The organism is Streptomyces purpureus, assembly GCF_014648195.1.
Lineage (GTDB): Bacteria > Actinomycetota > Actinomycetes > Streptomycetales > Streptomycetaceae > Streptomyces > Streptomyces purpureus.
Genome location: NZ_BMQQ01000017.1, coordinates 101,207 through 117,571, shown reverse-complemented (window position 1 = coordinate 117,571; position 16,365 = coordinate 101,207). Strand labels below are relative to the sequence as shown.

The following is a 16,365-nucleotide window of genomic DNA, read 5'->3' as shown; positions in this document are numbered from 1 at the left end:
AGAACGGTCCGTACGAAGTACGGAGAGGGTCAGTCACGCGTCAGTTCGGCCTCGGCCGCGGCCAGCGCCGCGAACTCCTCCTCGGGGGCACCGGCCACCAGGCGGTGCCGACTGTAGAACGCGAAGTAGGCGAGGGCGATCGCATAGACCCCGAGTGCCATGAACGCCGCCTCCCGGTCCACCAGGAACGTCGCCACCAGCGCCGACAGGGCGAGGACGAACGCCACGGACGACGTCACCACCCCGCCGGGGGTGCGGTACGGCCGCTCCAGGTGCGGTTCGCGGCGCCGCAGCACGATGTGCGAGAGCGCCATCAGGGCGTAGCTGATCGTCGCGCCGAACACCGCGATGTTCAGCATCCGCGCCCCGTTCCCGGTGCCCGCCGCCAGCGCGAAACCGATCGCGCCCGGGATCAGCAGACCGAGGTACGGCGACTTGCGACGGCTCGTCAGGGAGAGGAAGCGGGGCAGGTAACCGGCCCGGGAGAGCGCGAAGAGCTGCCGCGAACCGGCGTAGATGAGCGAGAAGAACGACGCCACGAGCCCGGCCAGGCCCGCGTAGTTGACGAAGCGGCTGAGCGCCGTCGGCTCGCCGTCCCCCTGGAGCGCCACCACCAGCGGGTTCCCCGCCTCCTGGATGGCCGCCGCGCCCTGGGCGCCGGTCGCGGCGAAGAAGGTCACCACCGCGAGCAGGACCAGGATCGACATGGACAGGGCGAGCGCCTTCGGCATCGAGCGGACCGGGTCCTTGGCCTCCTCCGCGGCGAGCGGCACTCCTTCGACCCCGAGGAAGAACCACATGCCGAACGGAAACGCCGCCCAGATCCCCAGCAGCCCGTACGGCAGCCAGGAGTTGGCGCCGTAGGCGTTCTCGTCGACCGGGATGTCGTCGAGGCCGCCGGCCTGGAAGTCGCCGAGCGCGCCGAGCGCGAAGATCAGTAGCGCGGCCACCGCGATCGCCGTCACGATCAGGCTGAAGCGCAGGGCCTCGCCGACGCCCCAGAGATGGATCCCGATGAAGATGGCGAAGCAGGCGAGGTAGACCGGCCAGCCGGACTCCAGGCCGAAGAGGCCCAGCGATTCGACGTAGTCGCCGATGAAGATCGAGATCGCGGCCGGGGCGAGGATGTACTCGATGAGGATCGCGGTGCCGGTGAGGAAGCCGCCCCAGGTGCCGAGCGCCCGGCGCGCGAAGCCGTATCCGCCGCCCGCGGTGGGCAGGATCGCCGACAGCTCCGCGAGCGCGAAGACCAGACAGGCGTACATCGCGCCCATCAGGAGGGTGGCGACGGCGAGTCCGCCGAAGCCGCCCTTGGACAGTCCGATGTTCCAGCCGGAGAAGTCGCCGGAGACGACGTAGGCGACGCCGAGTCCGGTGAGCAGCAGCCAGCCGGCGCTGCCGCGCCGCAGGGCCCGCCGCTTGAGGTAGTCGTCGGGTGGTGTGGCGCTCCCGGTGGTGTCTTCCAGCGTCATGGCAGAGCTCCCGCGTCGGGCCCAATGGAATGGGACCATACCTTTGCGCCGGGGTGGCTGGAACGCAAGACCCGTGCGTTACTTTCGGGTTACGTGACGGCGGGTGGCCGCGTGCCTTCCAGGTGAGGAAGCCCGAAGACCGCGCGCCTTTCCGGTGGGGGAGCCCGCCCGCCCCCGAGCCCGCCCGCCCCTCACGTGAGGAAGCCGCGCAGCAGCGCCGCCGTACCCCCGCAGTGCTCCCGCATCACCTCACGCGCCCCGTCCGCGTCGCCGTCGAGGATCGCCTCGACCAGCGCCGTGTGCTGGTGCTGGGAGTGCTCCAGGTTCCGTACGAGCAGCGGGATGCAGTCCAGCAGGTCGTTCACCGTCGCCCGGACCGCCGCGTACTGAGCCGTCAGGGTCGGCGACCCGGACAGCTCGGCGATCGTCAGATGCAGCAGCGTGTCCTGCCTGCGGTAGTCGCCCAGCTCCGCGTCGTGGGTCGCCGCCAGCGCCGTACGCAGCCGCTCGGCGCCCTCCTCGGGCAGCCCGTGCGCCGCGCACAGCCCGGCCGCGCCCACCTCAAGGACCTCCCGGAAACGCAGCGTGTCCTCGATGTCCACCGCCGCGATCCGGCGGCGCAGCTCCTCCTCGCCGGCCGTCTGCGGGCGCCGGCGCACGAACGTCCCGCCGTACCGGCCACGGCGGCTCTCCACGAGCCCCTGTTCCTGGAGCACCTTGAGCACCTCGCGCAGCGTGACCCGGCTGATCCCCATCCGCTCCGCCAGCTCCCGCTCGGCCGGCAGCCGCTCCCCGCCGGGCACCAGTCCGAGCCGTACGACCTGCAGGATCTGCTCCAGTGCCTCCTCGAAACCGTTGCCCGCCCGCACCGGCCGCAGGACCGGTGTCAGCCGGTCCGGTCCCTCGGTGGCGTGGTCGCCCGCGCCGTCCGCCGCCGCGCCCGCCGTATCACTCGTCCTGGTCACGTTGCCGTTTCCCCTTCCCAAGCAATGGTCTTCGGCAATACCTTATGGCTCCCGGCTGACCCAAGGAGGCACCATCCCGTGGCAGACCGCAAACCCCCGCTCGCCGTCGAGGAGCTCCGTGCCCTCGTCGCGACCGGTGAGATCGACACAGTCGTCCTGGCCTTCCCCGACATGCAAGGGCGGCTCCAGGGCAAGCGGTTCGCCGCACCCTTCTTCCTCGACGAGGTACTGGAGCACGGCACCGAGGGCTGCAACTACCTCCTCGCCGTGGACGTGGACCTCAACACCGTCGACGGCTACGCCATGTCCTCCTGGGATCGCGGCTACGGCGACTTCGCCATGCGCCCCGATCTGACCACCCTGCGCCGCGTCCCCTGGAACGAGGGCACGGCGATGCTCGTCGCCGACCTCGCCTGGAACGACGGCTCACCCGTCGTCGCCGCCCCCCGCCAGATCCTCCGCCACCAGCTGGAGCGCCTCGCCGCACACGGCTGGACCGCCCACGTCGGCACCGAACTCGAGTTCATCGTCTTCAAGGACACCTACGAGCAGGCCTGGGACGCGAACTACCGGGACCTGACCCCGGTCAACCAGTACAACGTCGACTACTCGGTCCTCGGCACCGGCCGCGTCGAGCCGCTGCTGCGCCGGATCCGCAACGAGATGGCCGCGGCCGGCCTGACCGTCGAGTCCGCCAAGGGCGAGTGCAACCCAGGCCAGCACGAGATCGCCTTCAAGTACGACGAGGCCCTCGTCACCTGCGACCAGCACGCCGTCTACAAGACCGGGGCCAAGGAGATCGCCGCGCAGGAGGGCGTCTCGCTCACCTTCATGGCCAAGTACAACGAACGCGAAGGCAACTCCTGCCACATCCACCTCTCGCTCCAGGACGGTACGGGGCGCAATGTGATGGCAGGCGACGGACCCGGTGGCATGTCACCGGTCATGCGTCACTTCCTCGCCGGACAGCTCGCCGCCCTGCGCGACTTCTCCCTCCTCTACGCCCCCAACATCAACTCCTACAAGCGCTTCCAGCCCGGCTCCTTCGCCCCCACAGCCGTCGCCTGGGGCTACGACAACCGCACCTGCTCCCTGCGCGTCGTCGGCCACGGCCGCTCGATGCGCTTCGAGAACCGCCTCCCCGGCGGCGACGTCAACCCCCACCTCGCCGTCGCCGGCCTCATCGCCGCCGGACTCCACGGCATCGAGCAGCAGCTCGAACTCCCCGACGCCTGCGAGGGCAACGCCTACACCGGCGACTACGCGCACGTCCCCACCACCCTGCGCGAGGCCGCCGAACTCTGGGAGACCAGCCCCATCGCCAAGGCCGCCTTCGGCGACGAGGTGGTCGCCCACTACCGCAACATGGCCCGCGTGGAACTCGACGCCTTCGACGCCGCGGTGACCGACTGGGAGCTTCGCCGCTCCTTCGAACGCATGTGAGGAACGACGTGTCGTACGAGCACCCCCCCTCCCTCCTTCACGTACTGAACCCGGCCACCGAGGAGACCGTCGCCACCGTCCCGGGTGCCTCCGCCGCCGACGTCGACGTCGCGGTCGTACGGGCCACCGCGGCCCAGCGCGGCTGGGCCGCCGCCGCGCCCGCCGACCGTGCCCGGCTGCTGCGCCGCTTCGCCGCCGTCGTCGACGACCACATCGAGGAACTCGCCCTCCTGGAGGTCCGCGAAGCCGGCCACACACTCGGCAACGCCCGCTGGGAAGCCGGCAACGTCCGCGACCTGCTCGACTTCGCCGCCGGGGGAGTGGAACGCCTCAGCGGCCGCCAGATCCCCGTCGCCGGCGGCATCGACATCACTCTCCTCGAACCCCTCGGCGTCGTCGGCGTCATCGCGCCCTGGAACTTCCCCATGCCGATCGCCGCCTGGGGCACCGCCCCCGCCCTCGCGGCAGGCAACGCGGTCATCCTCAAACCCGCCGAGACCACCCCGCTCACCGCCCTGCGCCTGGCCGAACTCGCCCTTGAGGCAGGGCTGCCCGAGCACCTCTTCCAGGTCCTGCCCGGCGAAGGGGCCGTCACCGGCAACGCCCTCGTCGAACACCCCGGCGTCGCCAAGATCGTCTTCACCGGCTCCACCCGTGTCGGCAAGCAGATCATGGCGAAGAGCGCCGACCTGGTGAAGCGCGTGACCCTGGAACTCGGCGGCAAGAGCCCCAACATCGTCTTCGCCGACGCCGACCTCGAAACCGCCGCGGCCGCCGCCCCCATGGCCTTCCTGGACAACGCCGGCCAGGACTGCTGCGCCCGCACCCGCATCCTCGTCCAGCGCGGCGTGTACGACCGCTTCCTCGACCTGCTCGCCCCCGCGGTCGAAGAGATCGTCGTCGGGGACCCGGCCGACGAGAAGACCCAGATGGGGCCGCTGATCTCGCGCGTGCAACTGGACCGCGTACGGTCCTATGTCACCGACGACCTCCCGGGCATCCGCGGCACCGCACCCGAAGGACCCGGCTTCTGGTTCCCGCCCACCGTCCTCACCGGCCTGCCCGAGGACGCCCCCTGCGCCACCGAGGAGATCTTCGGCCCCGTCGCCGTCGTCCTGCCCTTCGAGGACGAGGAGGACGCCGTACGGCTCGCCAACGCCACCGACTACGGACTCTCCGGCTCCCTGTGGACCCGGGACATCGGCCGCGCCCTGCGCGTCTCCCGAGCCGTCCAGGCCGGCAACCTCTCCGTCAACTCCCACTCCAGCGTGCGCTACTGGACCCCCTTCGGCGGCTACAAGCAGTCCGGCCTCGGCCGCGAGCTCGGCCCCGACGCCCTCACCGCTTTTACCGAAACCAAGAACGTCTTCATCAGCACGGAGGCCTGAACCACATGACCGACCGCACCGAAGAGACCGTCTGCCGCCGCCTGGTCGGCCGTACCGCCGTCATCACCGGCGCCGGCAGCGGCATCGGCCTCGCCACCGCCCGCCGCCTCGCCGCCGAGGGCGCCCACGTCGTCTGCGGCGACGTCGACGAGACCGCCGGCAAGGCCGCCGCCGAGGAGGTCGGCGGAACGTTCGTCCGCGTCGACGTCACCGACCCCGACGAGGTCGAGGCGCTCTTCAAGACCGCGTACGACACCTACGGCAGCGTCGACATCGCCTTCAACAACGCCGGCATCTCGCCCCCCGACGACGACTCCATCCTGGAGACCGGTCTCGAGGCGTGGAAGCGCGTCCAGGACGTCAACCTCACCTCCGTCTACCTCTGCTGCAAGGCCGCCATCCCCTACATGCGGCGCCAGGGCAAGGGCTCCATCATCAACACCGCCTCCTTCGTCGCCATCATGGGCGCGGCCACCTCCCAGATCTCCTACACCGCCTCCAAGGGCGGCGTGCTCGCCATGTCCCGCGAACTCGGCGTGCAGTTCGCCCGCGAGGGCATCCGCGTCAACGCCCTGTGCCCGGGCCCGGTCAACACCCCGCTCCTGCAGGAACTGTTCGCCAAGGACCCCGAGCGGGCCGCGCGCCGTCTGGTGCACATCCCCGTCGGCCGGTTCGCCGAGGCCGACGAGATCGCCGCCGCCGTCGCCTTCCTCGCCAGCGACGACTCCTCCTTCATCAACGCCACCGACTTCCTCGTCGACGGCGGTATCTCCGGCGCGTACGTCACGCCGCTCTAACCCCGGTCCCTCCCCGGACCGCCGCCACCCCTCCCCACCCCCCACACCCCCCACCGGCGGCCGGGCGTCCCCGGACGCCCGGCCGCCGTGCTCCCCAGGCCGGTGTACGGGCCCCGAAGTCGCCCTCTAGGGTGACCGGATGAGCATGACGACCCCGCCCTCCACGCCTGGCGGCATGGGGGGACCCCCTCCGGGCTGGTACGCGGACCAGGGCGCCCCCGGCACCGAACGCTGGTGGGACGGCGCCGCCTGGACCGCCCACACCCGCCCCCTCCCGGCGACCCTGGCCATGCCGGTGCGGCCGGCGCCCAATGCCCCGTCCGGGCGCGGCACGGCCGCCGTGATCGGGGCCTTGCTCGTCGTCCCCGCCGTCATCGGCGGCGTCCTGCTCCTGAACGGCGGAGGCGACGAGCCCCCGCCGCCCGTCGCCACCTCCAGCGCCCCCGCGCCGGCGGTGACCTCGGCCGCCGCGCCGACACCGTCACCCTCGCCGACCGAGGACCCCACCCACGTCACCGACCAGCTCAACGGCATCACCCTGCCCATCCTCAAGGGCTGGAAGAAACCGGAGAACACCCTCGACGACGTCGCGACCGTCACCACCGACGAGAGCTACGAGTGCCCGGGCGACACCAGCCGGTACTGCGACCGCGGCACGGTCTCCTCCCGTTCGGTCTCCGGCACCGCCGCCACCACCCCCGAGGCCCTCGCCAAGGAAGACATCGCCACGGCCGCCAAGGCCGCCTACGGCGAGGACGCCCTCGGCAACCGCATCCACGGCGGCATCCGCTCCCACACCGTCGTCGCCGCCCGCCCCGCCGTGGTCGCCGGCCGCACCGGCTACCTCGTGCGCTGGCGGGTGATCACCGGCAAGGGCCCCGGCGGATACGTCCAGTCCCTCGTCTTCCCCTCGTCCCTCGGCAGCGAGTCACCGGTCGTCGTCCGCTTCGCCTTCGACGCCGGACCGGACGGCCCGCCGCTGTCGGCGATGGACGAGATCATGCGGGGCATCAAGCCCATCGGCAGCTCCACCGGCGGCGGGGTGGGCAGCAGCATCGGCCCCTGACCGACCCGGGCATGTACGGCCCGGCTACAGGAACGTACGGCCCTCGCCGCGGTACGTCGGCACCTCGCCCGTGGCCCGGTCGCCCTCGATCAGATGCAGCCGGTCGAACCGCTCGCACAGCTCGCCCGCCTTGGCGTGCCGGAACCACACCTTGTCCCCGACCAGCAGATCGTCGGCGGCGGCCCCGAGCAGCGGCGTCTGCACCTCGCCCGGCCCCTCCATGGGGTCGTAGCGCAGCCCTTCCGGGAGGTACGGCACCGGCAGCCGGTCCACGCCCGCCGCCCCCGACGCCGGATAGCCGCCGCCGAGCACGGTCACCACGCCCACCCCGGGCCGGCGCACCACCGGCTGCGCGAACAGCGCGGCCGGACGCGCCGAGAACGACGTGTAGTTGTCGAAGAGCCTCGGCGCGAACAGTCCCGAACCGGCGGCGATCTCGGTCACCGCCTCCTCCGCCGCGGTGTGCTGCACGCTGCCCGTGCCGCCCCCGTTCACGAACTCCAGATCCGGGGCCACCGCCCGCACCGCCCGGACCACCGCCGCCCGGCGGGCCGCCAGCTCCCGGCGCGCGGCGGTCTGCATCAGCCGGATCGCCCGCGACCGCACCGGCCGCCCCGCCAGCGCGTCCCCGACCCCGGCGACATGCCCCTCGTACGCCATCAGCCCCACCAGCCGGAACCCGGGCCTGCGCGCCACCGACCGGGCCAGCTCCGCCAGCTGCGCGGGCTCCCGCAGCGGCGAGCGCCGCGCCCCGACCCGTATCCGCCCGCCCAGCAGCCGCAGCGACGTGTCCAGCTCCAGACAGACCCGGATCTCCTCGGCCCCGCCGCCCCGCGCCCGGTCGATCAGCTCCAGCTGCGCCGGATCGTCCACCATCACGGTCACCGCCGCGGCGAGCTTGGCATCGGCGGCCAGCTCCGCGAAGCCGCCCCGGTCCACGGACGGATAGGCCAGCAGGACGTCCTCGAAGCCGGCCCGGGCCAGCCACAGCGACTCGTCCAGCGTGAACGACATGATCCCGACGAACCCGTCCCGCGCCAGCACCCGTTCCAGCAGCGCCCGGCAGCGCACCGACTTGCTCGCCACCCGCACCGGCTTCCCGCCGGCCCGGCGCACGAGATCGTCCGCGTTCGCGTCGAACGCCTCCAAATCCACCACGGCCAGCGGCGCGTCAAGGTGGGCGGTGGCCCGGTCGTACCGGGCTCGGTCGGCGGCACGGGGAGTCATGGCCCGAGCTTGCCAGACCGCATTACCCGAGGGTAGGGGGACGTACCGGTCAGATGCCCCGCCCCGTCACTCGCGTTGCCGCCGGGCGCTCCGCAACCCGTAGAGTGACGGGGCCGCACCGCCGAACCGGCCTGCCCCGGAAGGCGATCGGCGGGCGGGACGGAAGGCACGACGGCGACCAGGGGGGCGTGATGAGCACGGAGGCACGACGCCCCGCCTCGCGCATCACGGAGGCCCTCCTCCCCGCGGACCCCCCGCCGGGCGCCAGTACCCCGGCCGCCCCGAGCACCACGCCCCCGGCGCCGTCCGCGCCCGCGCCGAGCCTCCCGCCGCGCCCCGCGCCGTCCGTGTACCGGCCGAGCGCCCAGTCCGCGCCCCGGACCCCCGCGCCCAGTGGGCCAGCCCCCGCCGCACCCTTGCCGGGTGCCGCCCCAGCCGCCCCGCCGCGGCCTCCCGCCCCGGCTGCCGCCCCGCCCCCGTACCCGCCCCGTCCCGCCGCGCCGAGCACCCCGCCGGGCGCGCCCGCCGTCGTGGGCGTTGTACCCACCCACCCCCAGACTTCGTCCGGGGGGACCCCCAGCCGTGCGGAACGTATGCCCACAACGGGGCCCGTGCCCCGCCCGACATCGCCCGCGCCGAGCACTCCGCCGCGCCGCGCGCCCGGTGAGGCAGCTCCCGCCGCGCCCCCGACCGCCCCCGCGCCCAGCACCCCGCCCCGCCCCACGCACCCCGGCCCGCTGCCGCCCGAGGTGCCCCCGCAGGCGCCGGTCGAGACGACGACCCGGCTGCGGCCCGTACCCGCGTACGAGCCCCCGTCCCCGTACGACGCGCCGTCCCGGCCTCCGGCCGCTTCCGGCCGCAAGCGGCGGCCCGGGGTGACCGCCGCCGCCGTGGTCTGCGTCGTCCTCGGGCTCGGGCTGCTCGCCGGGGCCGCCACCGGCAGCTGGCTCACCGGCGACTCCGCCGCCGGGCCCGCCCGCCCCGCCGGCTACGGCGAAGCCCGCACTCTCTGGCACAGCGTCCCCGTCGACCGGCTCTTCCCGCCCACCCTCAAGGGCGACGGCGCCGGTCCGGGCGGCGCCGACCGGGTCTGGACCCGGATCGCCGTCGCCCCCGACGGGCCGTGCGCCGGAGCTCTCGACCCCCTGCTGGTCAAGACCCTCCAGCCGGTCGGCTGCCTGCGTGTCCTGCGCGCCACCTACACCGACGCCACCTCCAGCCACGTCACCACCGTCGGCATGGTCTTCACCGAGGCCGAGCCCGACGCCATGCGTGCGCTGAACACCCGGTTCGCCGAGAGCGGCCTGCAGGAACGCGCCGACCTGATGCCCCGTACGCTCCCCGCCCCCGGCACCGTCGCCGCCGGGTTCGGCGACCGGCAGCGGGCGAGCTGGTGGGTGCGCGTCCTCACCGACGTGCCGGTCGTCGTCTACTCCGTCTCCGGCTTCGCCGACGCCCGCCCCGTCACCGACCCACAGCCCGCCGACGAGGCCATGGCCGCCGGCCAGACCACCGCCCCCGCCCAGTCCGGCCTCGGCCACGAGGCCAAGGGCATCACCGACCGGATCGAACGCGGCCTGCGCAAGACCGTCGCCACGGCCACGAAGGATCCCCAGTGAGACGCCTTCGCGCCGCCGCGGTCCTCACCGCCGCCGTCCTCGCCGTGCTCCCCGCCGCCACCCCCGCCCACGCCGACGGCATCCGCACCCAGCAGTGGGGCCTTGAGGCCCTGCACACCCAGGAGGCCTGGCGCACCGCCAAGGGCCGCGGGGTCACCGTCGCCGTCCTCGACACCGGAGTCGACGCCGGCCACCCCGACCTCACGGGCAACGTCCTGCCCGGCCACGACCTCATCGGCTTCGGCGCGGGCCGCGGCGACCGCTCCTGGGCCCGCCACGGCACCGCCATGGCCGGCATCATCGCCGGCCACGGACACGGCCCCGGCCGCCAGGACGGTGTCCTCGGCATCGCCCCCGAGGCGAAGATCCTGCCGGTCCGCGTGATCCTCGAAGGCAGCGACCCGGCCCGCAAGAAGGCCCGCGCCACCCGCGGCAGCGCCCTCGCCGACGGCATCCGCTGGGCTGTCGACCACGGCGCCGACGTCATCAACCTCTCCCTCGGCGACGACAGTGAATCCGCCCACCCCGAAGCCGGGGAGGACGCCGCCGTGCAGTACGCCCTCGCCAAGGGCGCCGTCGTCGTCGCCTCCGCCGGCAACGGCGGCGAGAAGGGCGACCACATCTCCTACCCGGCCGCCTACCCCGGCGTCATCGCGGTCACCGCCGTCGACCGCTTCGGCACCCACGCCGCCTTCTCCACCCGCCGCTGGTACGCCACCGTCTCCGCCCCCGGCGTCGACATCGTCATCCCCGACCCGGACCGCAAGTACTACTCCGGCTGGGGCACCAGCGCCGCCGCCGCCTTCGTCTCCGGCGCCGTCGCCCTGGTCCGCTCCGCCCACCCCGACCTCACCCCCGCCCAGATCAAGAAGCTGCTGCGGGACACCGCCCGGGGCCGCCCCGAAGGCGGCCGCAGCGACGCCAAGGGGTACGGCACCGTCGACCCTGCCGCCGCCCTCAAGGCCGCCCGCTCCCTGCGCCCCGGCGACCCCAAGGCCGCCACGGCCGGCTACCGCCAGCAGTACTTCGGCCCCGGCCCGGCCCGCGCCGTCGCCGACGACTCCGCCCCCGGACTGCTCGCCCCCGCGGCGGCCGCCGTCGGCACCGTGTTCCTGATCACCGCCGTGCTGCTGTGGCGCCGAGGCCGCCGCGTCTGACGCCGGGGGCCACCCGTTAGGCTCGACGGGTGGCGCTCAAGAACATCCCGGACCCCGGTTTCTCCGACGACGACGGCACCGCCGACCCGCGGCTCACCGCGGCCCTCGCGGCCTGGGCCGAGGACCGCACCGCACACGGCCCCGTGCTGGAGGCCCTGCGCGACGCCCGGCTCCTCGTCCCCGTCGTCGCCGTCCTCGGCGAGGTGGAGACCGACGAGAACGGGCTGCGCCGCGAGAAGACCAGCGACATGGCCGTCCCCACCCTCACCGCCGGTGACCGGCGCGCCCTGCCCGCCTTCACCTCCACCGCGTCCCTGGCCCGCTGGGACCCGGCCGCCCGCCCCGTCGCCGTACCCCTGCACCAGGCCCTCCAGGCCGCCGCGCACGAGAAGGCCGACACGCTCGTCCTCGACCTCGCGGGCCCCGTGCCGTACCAGCTGACCGGCCCCGCCCTGCTCGCCCTCGCCGAGGGCCGCACCAGCACCGACCCGATCGCCGACCCGGCCGTCGTCGCCGCCGTCCGGGAAGCCGTCGCCGCCGAGCCCGCCGTCCTGCGCGCCCACCTCGGCCCGGGCAGCGCCGACGCCACCCTCGCCCTCGTCCTCGCCCCGGACGCGGCCCCGGCCGAGGCGGCCCAGCGGGTCGCCCGCGCCCTGGCCGCCGACGAAACACTCAGGGCCCGCCTGGTGCGCGGCCTCGACCTGGCGTTGCTGCCGGCCTCGGCCACGCCTCCCGGCGAGCCCCTTTACCTACGGAAGAGCGGGTCGGACGACTAGCCGTAGACCGGCCCGGTGTACTTCTCGCCCGGGCCCTTGCCCGGCTCGTCCGGGACGATGGACGCCTCGCGGAACGCGAGCTGGAGCGACTTCAGGCCGTCCCGCAGCGGCGCCGCGTGGAACGAGCTGATCTCGGTCGTGCTCGCGTCGAGCAGACCGGCGAGCGCGTGCACCAGCTTGCGGGCCTCGTCCAGGTCCTTGTGCTCCTCGCCCTCCTCGGTCAGCCCGAGCTTCACCGCGGCGGCGCTCATCAGGTTGACGGCGACCGTCACGATCACCTCGACGGCCGGGACCTCCGCGATGTCGCGGGTCATGGCGTCGAAGTCGGGGGATTCGGGGGATTCTCCGGAAGGCGTGGAGGGCGTCTCACTCATGCCCCACACGATATGCCCCGCCCCGCCGGACGCCGTCCCGGCCTTCCGTTCGCCCCCGCGGGCCGAAGCTGCTAACCTTGTGTAACGACCGGCCGGACACCTGCGTGCCCGGCCCACAAGTGGAGGCTCCGATCTCCCACCTGGCCGCCCTCCGGGGCGGCGGGTCACCGGTCAGGTGGCGACCATCGTTCCGTACGGACGATGGAGCCGCCCGATGTGCGCCCCGCGGTACGCCGTGGCGGTGCTCCGGTATTTCCTTGGAGCCCCGCCTGTGTCCCGTCGGGGCATTTTTCGTGTACCGGCGCGGTTGGTCTCAAAGAACAGACGTTACGTGTCCGTCCGCCAGGCGGTCGCGTGGTGCTACCGAGGAGGATCCATCAGCGCCGAGCCCCGCATCAACGACCGGATTCGCGTTCCAGAGGTGCGACTTGTCGGTCCCAGTGGCGAGCAGGTCGGAATTGTTCCGCTTGCCAAGGCCCTGGAGCTTGCACAGGAGTACGACCTCGACCTGGTCGAGGTCGCGGCGAACGCCCGTCCGCCCGTGTGCAAGCTCATGGACTACGGGAAGTTCAAGTACGAGTCGGCCATGAAGGCCCGTGAGGCGCGTAAGAACCAGGCGCACACGGTCATCAAGGAGATGAAGCTCCGGCCGAAGATCGACCCGCACGACTATGACACCAAGAAGGGTCATGTCGTCCGGTTCCTCAAGCAGGGCGACAAGGTCAAGATCACGATCATGTTCCGTGGTCGTGAGCAGTCCCGCCCTGAACTGGGCTTCCGGCTGCTCCAGCGCCTCGCTTCGGACGTCGAGGAGCTTGGCTTCATCGAGTCCAACCCGAAGCAGGACGGCCGGAACATGATCATGGTTCTTGGCCCCCACAAGAAGAAGACCGAGGCCATGGCCGAGGCGCGTGAGGCTCAGGCCGCACGCAAGGCCGAGCGTCAGGGCGGCTCGTCCGAGGCGACCGAGGCTCCGGCCGAGGCCCAGGCGGAGGCTCCGGCCGACGCCGAGGCCGAGAACCCCGAGGCGTGATCGGAGGGGCGGCCATCCAGGCGCCCCCCGGCCCCGCCCGGACACACCACACCAAGATCTGACGCTCCCGGTTACCGGTGCCTGGCACCGGTGGGAGCGCCACTGACGAGGAGAGAACGGCGCGATGCCGAAGAACAAGACGCACAGCGGTGCCAAGAAGCGCTTCAAGATCACCGGCTCCGGCAAGGTGCTGCGTGAGCGCGCCGGCAAGCGCCACCTGCTCGAGCACAAGTCGTCCAAGCTGACGCGTCGCCTCACCGGCAACGCCGAGATGGCCCCGGGTGACGCCGCCAAGATCAAGAAGATGCTGGGCATCTGATTGACCTTCCGCCCTCGGTGACCGAGGGCCTCCGGCCCAGTCCGGGACCAATTCGTTTCCGGGTCGTGTGAGTCCAACCGCGGCCCCGCTACAAGGAGTTAACAAGTGGCACGCGTCAAGCGGGCAGTCAACGCCCACAAGAAGCGCCGGGCGATCCTCGAGCAGGCCAGCGGTTACCGCGGCCAGCGTTCGCGCCTGTACCGCAAGGCCAAGGAGCAGGTCACCCACTCGCTGGTCTACAACTACAACGACCGCAAGAAGCGCAAGGGCGACTTCCGTCAGCTGTGGATCCAGCGCATCAACGCCGCTGCCCGCCTGAACGGCATGACGTACAACCGCCTCATCCAGGGTCTGAAGGCCGCCAACATCGAGGTGGACCGCAAGATCCTCGCCGAGCTGGCCGTCAACGACGCCAACGCGTTCGCCGCCCTCGTCGAGGTCGCGCAGAAGGCCCTCCCGGCCGACGTCAACGCCCCGAAGGCCGCCGCCTGATCTTCCAGGCCGCAGTACTTCTGCCCGGACCCGCAGGCCCAGCGCCTGCGGGTCCGGCGCGTTCCACCTCTCGTACGACTGTGCTTTCCCGGGGACGACCCCGGACCCCGGCAGGAAGAGTGAGCCGCACACCATGGGCACCCCCGAGCTGATCTCCCCGCGTTCCCCGCGCGTCGTCGCCGCCCGGCGGCTGGCCAAGCGCAACTTCCGGGGCAAGGACCGCCGGTTCATCGCCGAGGGCCCGCAGGCCGTCCGGGAGGCAGTCGAGCACCGCGGCAGCGACGGCGAGCCCACCCTCGTCGAGCTCTTCACCACCGTCGAGGCCGCCGAGCGGTACGCCGACATCATCGACGCCGCCCGCGCCACCGGCGCCCGCGTCCACCACGCCTCCGACGCCGTCCTCGCCGAGGTCTCCCAGACCGTCACCCCCCAGGGCCTGCTCGGGGTCTGCCGCTTCCTCGACTCGCCGTTCGAGGAGATCCTCGCCGCCCGGCCCAAGCTCGTCGCCGTACTCGCCCACGTACGCGACCCCGGAAACGCCGGCACCGTCCTGCGCTGCGCCGACGCCGCGGGCGCCGACGCCGTCGTCCTCACCGACGCCTCCGTCGACCTCTACAACCCCAAGTCGGTCCGCGCCTCCGTCGGCTCCCTCTTCCACCTGCCCGTGGCCGTCGGCGTCCCCGTCGAACAGGCCGTCGCCGGCCTCAAGGCCGCCGGCGTGCGCATCCTCGCCGCCGACGGAGCGGGCGACGACGACCTCGACGCCGAACTCGACGCGGGCACCATGGGCACCCCCACCGCCTGGGTCTTCGGCAACGAGGCCTGGGGGCTCCCGGAGGAGACCCGCGCACTCGCCGACGCGGTCGTGCGCGTCCCCATCCACGGCAAGGCCGAAAGCCTCAACCTCGCCACCGCCGCCGCCGTCTGCCTCTACGCCTCCGCACGCGCCCAGCGAGCCCCCGGAGGGTGCCGCTCCGTCGCGTCCAGCTAGTAGGGTGACGGGCTCGGGGGCCCACTGCGCTTCACGGAGAGGTGGGGTACGGGGATGACAGTCGGCACGGACCGGCCCACGCACACCACGCACACCCCGCGGAACGCGGCCGCGGACGGCGACCCCCTCGACGTCCGCCCGGCCGGCATCGACCCCGACGACCTGCCCGACGGTCTCGTCGTCGCCGACGCCACCGGGCACGTCGTCTGCTTCAACGCCGCCGCGGCCCGGATCACCGCGCTCCCGGCCGACCAGGCCCTCGGCCGCGCCCTCGACCAGGTCCTGCCGCTGGAAGACCTCAAGGGCCGCCGCTGGTGGGCCCTCACCGACCCGTACGGCGGCCTGGCCACCCGTACCGGCCAGCCCGAGCGGAACCTGCTCCTGCCCGGCGGCCGCGAGGTCCTCGTCTCCGCCCGCTACGTCCGCGAGCACCCCACCGGACCGGTCCGCCGGGTCGTCGTCTCGCTGCGCGGCACCGAGGCCCGCCGCCGCAACGAACGCAGCCACGCCGAGCTCATCGCCACCGTCGCCCACGAACTGCGCTCCCCGCTCACCTCCGTCAAGGGCTTCACCGCCACCCTCCTCGCCAAGTGGGAGCGGTTCACCGACGACCAGAAGCGGCTCATGCTGGAGACCGTCGACGCCGACGCCAACCGCGTCACCCGGCTGATCGCCGAGCTCCTCGACATCTCCCGGATCGACTCCGGACGCCTCGAGGTCCGCCGCCAGCCCGTCGACATCGCCGCCGCCGTCGGCCGCCACATCCAGGCGCACACCACCGGCGGCCAGTCGCCCGACCGGTTCTTCGTCCGTGTCCGGCCCGGCCTGCCCGACCTGTGGGCCGACCCCGACAAGATCGACCAGATCCTCGGCAACCTGCTCGAAAATGCGGTGCGCCACGGCGAGGGAACCGTCACCATCGACGTGGCACCGGCGCACGTCAGCAGCGCCGGACGGACAGAGAAGGGAACGGCCGTCACCGTGAGCGACGAAGGCCCCGGCATCCCCGAGGAGTCGATGGGCCGTGTCTTCACCCGCTTCTGGCGGGGCAGCAAGCGTGGCGGGACCGGTCTCGGCCTCTATATCGTCAAGGGCATCGTCGAGGCGCACGGCGGCACGATCACCGTCGGCCGCGGACCCGGCGGTGGCGCCGAGTTCCGATTTATCCTGCCCGTCGGCGCCCCGGCCTATCTCCAGCAACCCTGAGAGAGCGTCCGAGCAGCCCACGGGCTCATTCGCATCCTCG

The 16,365-nt window shown here is 73.0% G+C and carries 16 protein-coding genes; 12 read left to right on the top strand and 4 right to left on the bottom strand.

The features are described 5' to 3' along the window. Positions 1-29 precede the first annotated feature (29 nt). On the bottom strand, positions 30-1,472 hold the full coding sequence (eat, locus tag IEZ01_RS21715; protein ID WP_019884956.1) for an ethanolamine permease: 1,443 nt from the start codon (positions 1,470-1,472) through the stop codon (positions 30-32). Positions 1,473-1,663: 191 nt separating this feature from the next. After that, positions 1,664-2,437: a FadR/GntR family transcriptional regulator gene (locus IEZ01_RS21710; RefSeq protein ID WP_019884955.1), complete on the bottom strand. Its 774-nt coding sequence runs from the start codon at positions 2,435-2,437 to the stop codon at positions 1,664-1,666. A 78-nt stretch (positions 2,438-2,515) separates the two neighbouring features. Here IEZ01_RS21710 and IEZ01_RS21705 point away from each other — a divergent pair, with 78 nt between their 5' ends. From IEZ01_RS21705 to IEZ01_RS21690, 4 genes are all read left to right on the top strand, one after another. After that, positions 2,516-3,880: a glutamine synthetase family protein gene (locus tag IEZ01_RS21705; RefSeq protein ID WP_189203256.1), complete on the top strand. Its 1,365-nt coding sequence runs from the start codon at positions 2,516-2,518 to the stop codon at positions 3,878-3,880. Positions 3,881-3,888: 8 nt separating this feature from the next. Beyond that, a complete protein-coding gene (locus IEZ01_RS21700) occupies positions 3,889-5,268 on the top strand; it encodes an aldehyde dehydrogenase family protein (protein ID WP_019884953.1) in 1,380 nt (459 codons plus the stop codon). A gap of 5 nt (positions 5,269-5,273) precedes the next feature. After that, positions 5,274-6,065, top strand: a complete 792-nt coding sequence (locus IEZ01_RS21695; protein ID WP_189203255.1) for a 3-oxoacyl-ACP reductase — start codon at positions 5,274-5,276, stop codon at positions 6,063-6,065. Between the two features lie 175 nt (positions 6,066-6,240). Continuing rightward, complete coding sequence (locus tag IEZ01_RS21690) at positions 6,241-7,131, top strand: DUF2510 domain-containing protein (RefSeq protein ID WP_019884951.1); 891 nt, start codon at positions 6,241-6,243, stop codon at positions 7,129-7,131. Positions 7,132-7,155: 24 nt separating this feature from the next. On the opposite strand, the gene IEZ01_RS21685 is transcribed toward IEZ01_RS21690, so the two are convergent. After that, a complete protein-coding gene (locus tag IEZ01_RS21685) occupies positions 7,156-8,358 on the bottom strand; it encodes an alanine racemase (protein ID WP_189203254.1) in 1,203 nt (400 codons plus the stop codon). A gap of 749 nt (positions 8,359-9,107) precedes the next feature. Here IEZ01_RS21685 and IEZ01_RS21680 point away from each other — a divergent pair. From IEZ01_RS21680 to IEZ01_RS21670, 3 genes are read left to right on the top strand one after another with little or no spacing between them, the layout of a single operon-like run. Further along, the gene (locus tag IEZ01_RS21680) at positions 9,108-9,977 is read left to right on the top strand and encodes a hypothetical protein (RefSeq protein ID WP_019884948.1); all 870 of its coding nucleotides are present in this window, start codon (positions 9,108-9,110) and stop codon (positions 9,975-9,977) included. Then, entirely contained in the window at positions 9,974-11,134 is a 1,161-nt protein-coding gene (gene mycP / locus IEZ01_RS21675) for a type VII secretion-associated serine protease mycosin (protein WP_189203253.1), read from the top strand. The genes IEZ01_RS21680 and mycP overlap by 4 nt, the downstream gene beginning before the upstream one ends. 29 nt (positions 11,135-11,163) lie before the next feature. Continuing rightward, a complete protein-coding gene (locus IEZ01_RS21670; RefSeq protein WP_019884946.1) occupies positions 11,164-11,910 on the top strand; it encodes an SseB family protein in 747 nt (248 codons plus the stop codon). Here the strand turns inward: IEZ01_RS21670 and IEZ01_RS21665 are convergent. Beyond that, positions 11,907-12,284, bottom strand: a complete 378-nt coding sequence (locus IEZ01_RS21665; protein ID WP_028797332.1) for a DUF1844 domain-containing protein — start codon at positions 12,282-12,284, stop codon at positions 11,907-11,909. The two genes, IEZ01_RS21670 and IEZ01_RS21665, sit on opposite strands and share 4 nt — an antisense overlap. A gap of 331 nt (positions 12,285-12,615) precedes the next feature. On the opposite strand from IEZ01_RS21665, the gene infC reads away from it, so the two are divergent. The 5 genes from infC to IEZ01_RS21640 all read left to right on the top strand — a co-directional run bounded on the left by infC (position 12,616) and on the right by IEZ01_RS21640 (position 16,325). Beyond that, entirely contained in the window at positions 12,616-13,317 is a 702-nt protein-coding gene (gene infC, locus IEZ01_RS21660) for a translation initiation factor IF-3 (protein WP_019884944.1), read from the top strand. Between the two features lie 124 nt (positions 13,318-13,441). Further along, positions 13,442-13,636 (top strand): 50S ribosomal protein L35, encoded by a 195-nt coding sequence (gene rpmI, locus IEZ01_RS21655; RefSeq protein WP_019884943.1) that lies wholly within the window; start codon positions 13,442-13,444, stop codon positions 13,634-13,636. A 105-nt stretch (positions 13,637-13,741) separates the two neighbouring features. Continuing rightward, complete coding sequence (gene rplT, locus IEZ01_RS21650) at positions 13,742-14,128, top strand: 50S ribosomal protein L20 (RefSeq protein ID WP_019884941.1); 387 nt, start codon at positions 13,742-13,744, stop codon at positions 14,126-14,128. Positions 14,129-14,261: 133 nt separating this feature from the next. Then, positions 14,262-15,119: a TrmH family RNA methyltransferase gene (locus IEZ01_RS21645; protein WP_019884939.1), complete on the top strand. Its 858-nt coding sequence runs from the start codon at positions 14,262-14,264 to the stop codon at positions 15,117-15,119. A gap of 54 nt (positions 15,120-15,173) precedes the next feature. After that, positions 15,174-16,325, top strand: coding sequence for a sensor histidine kinase (locus tag IEZ01_RS21640; RefSeq protein WP_019884938.1), 1,152 nt, complete (start codon positions 15,174-15,176; stop codon positions 16,323-16,325). The last annotated feature ends 40 nt before the right edge of the window (positions 16,326-16,365 follow it).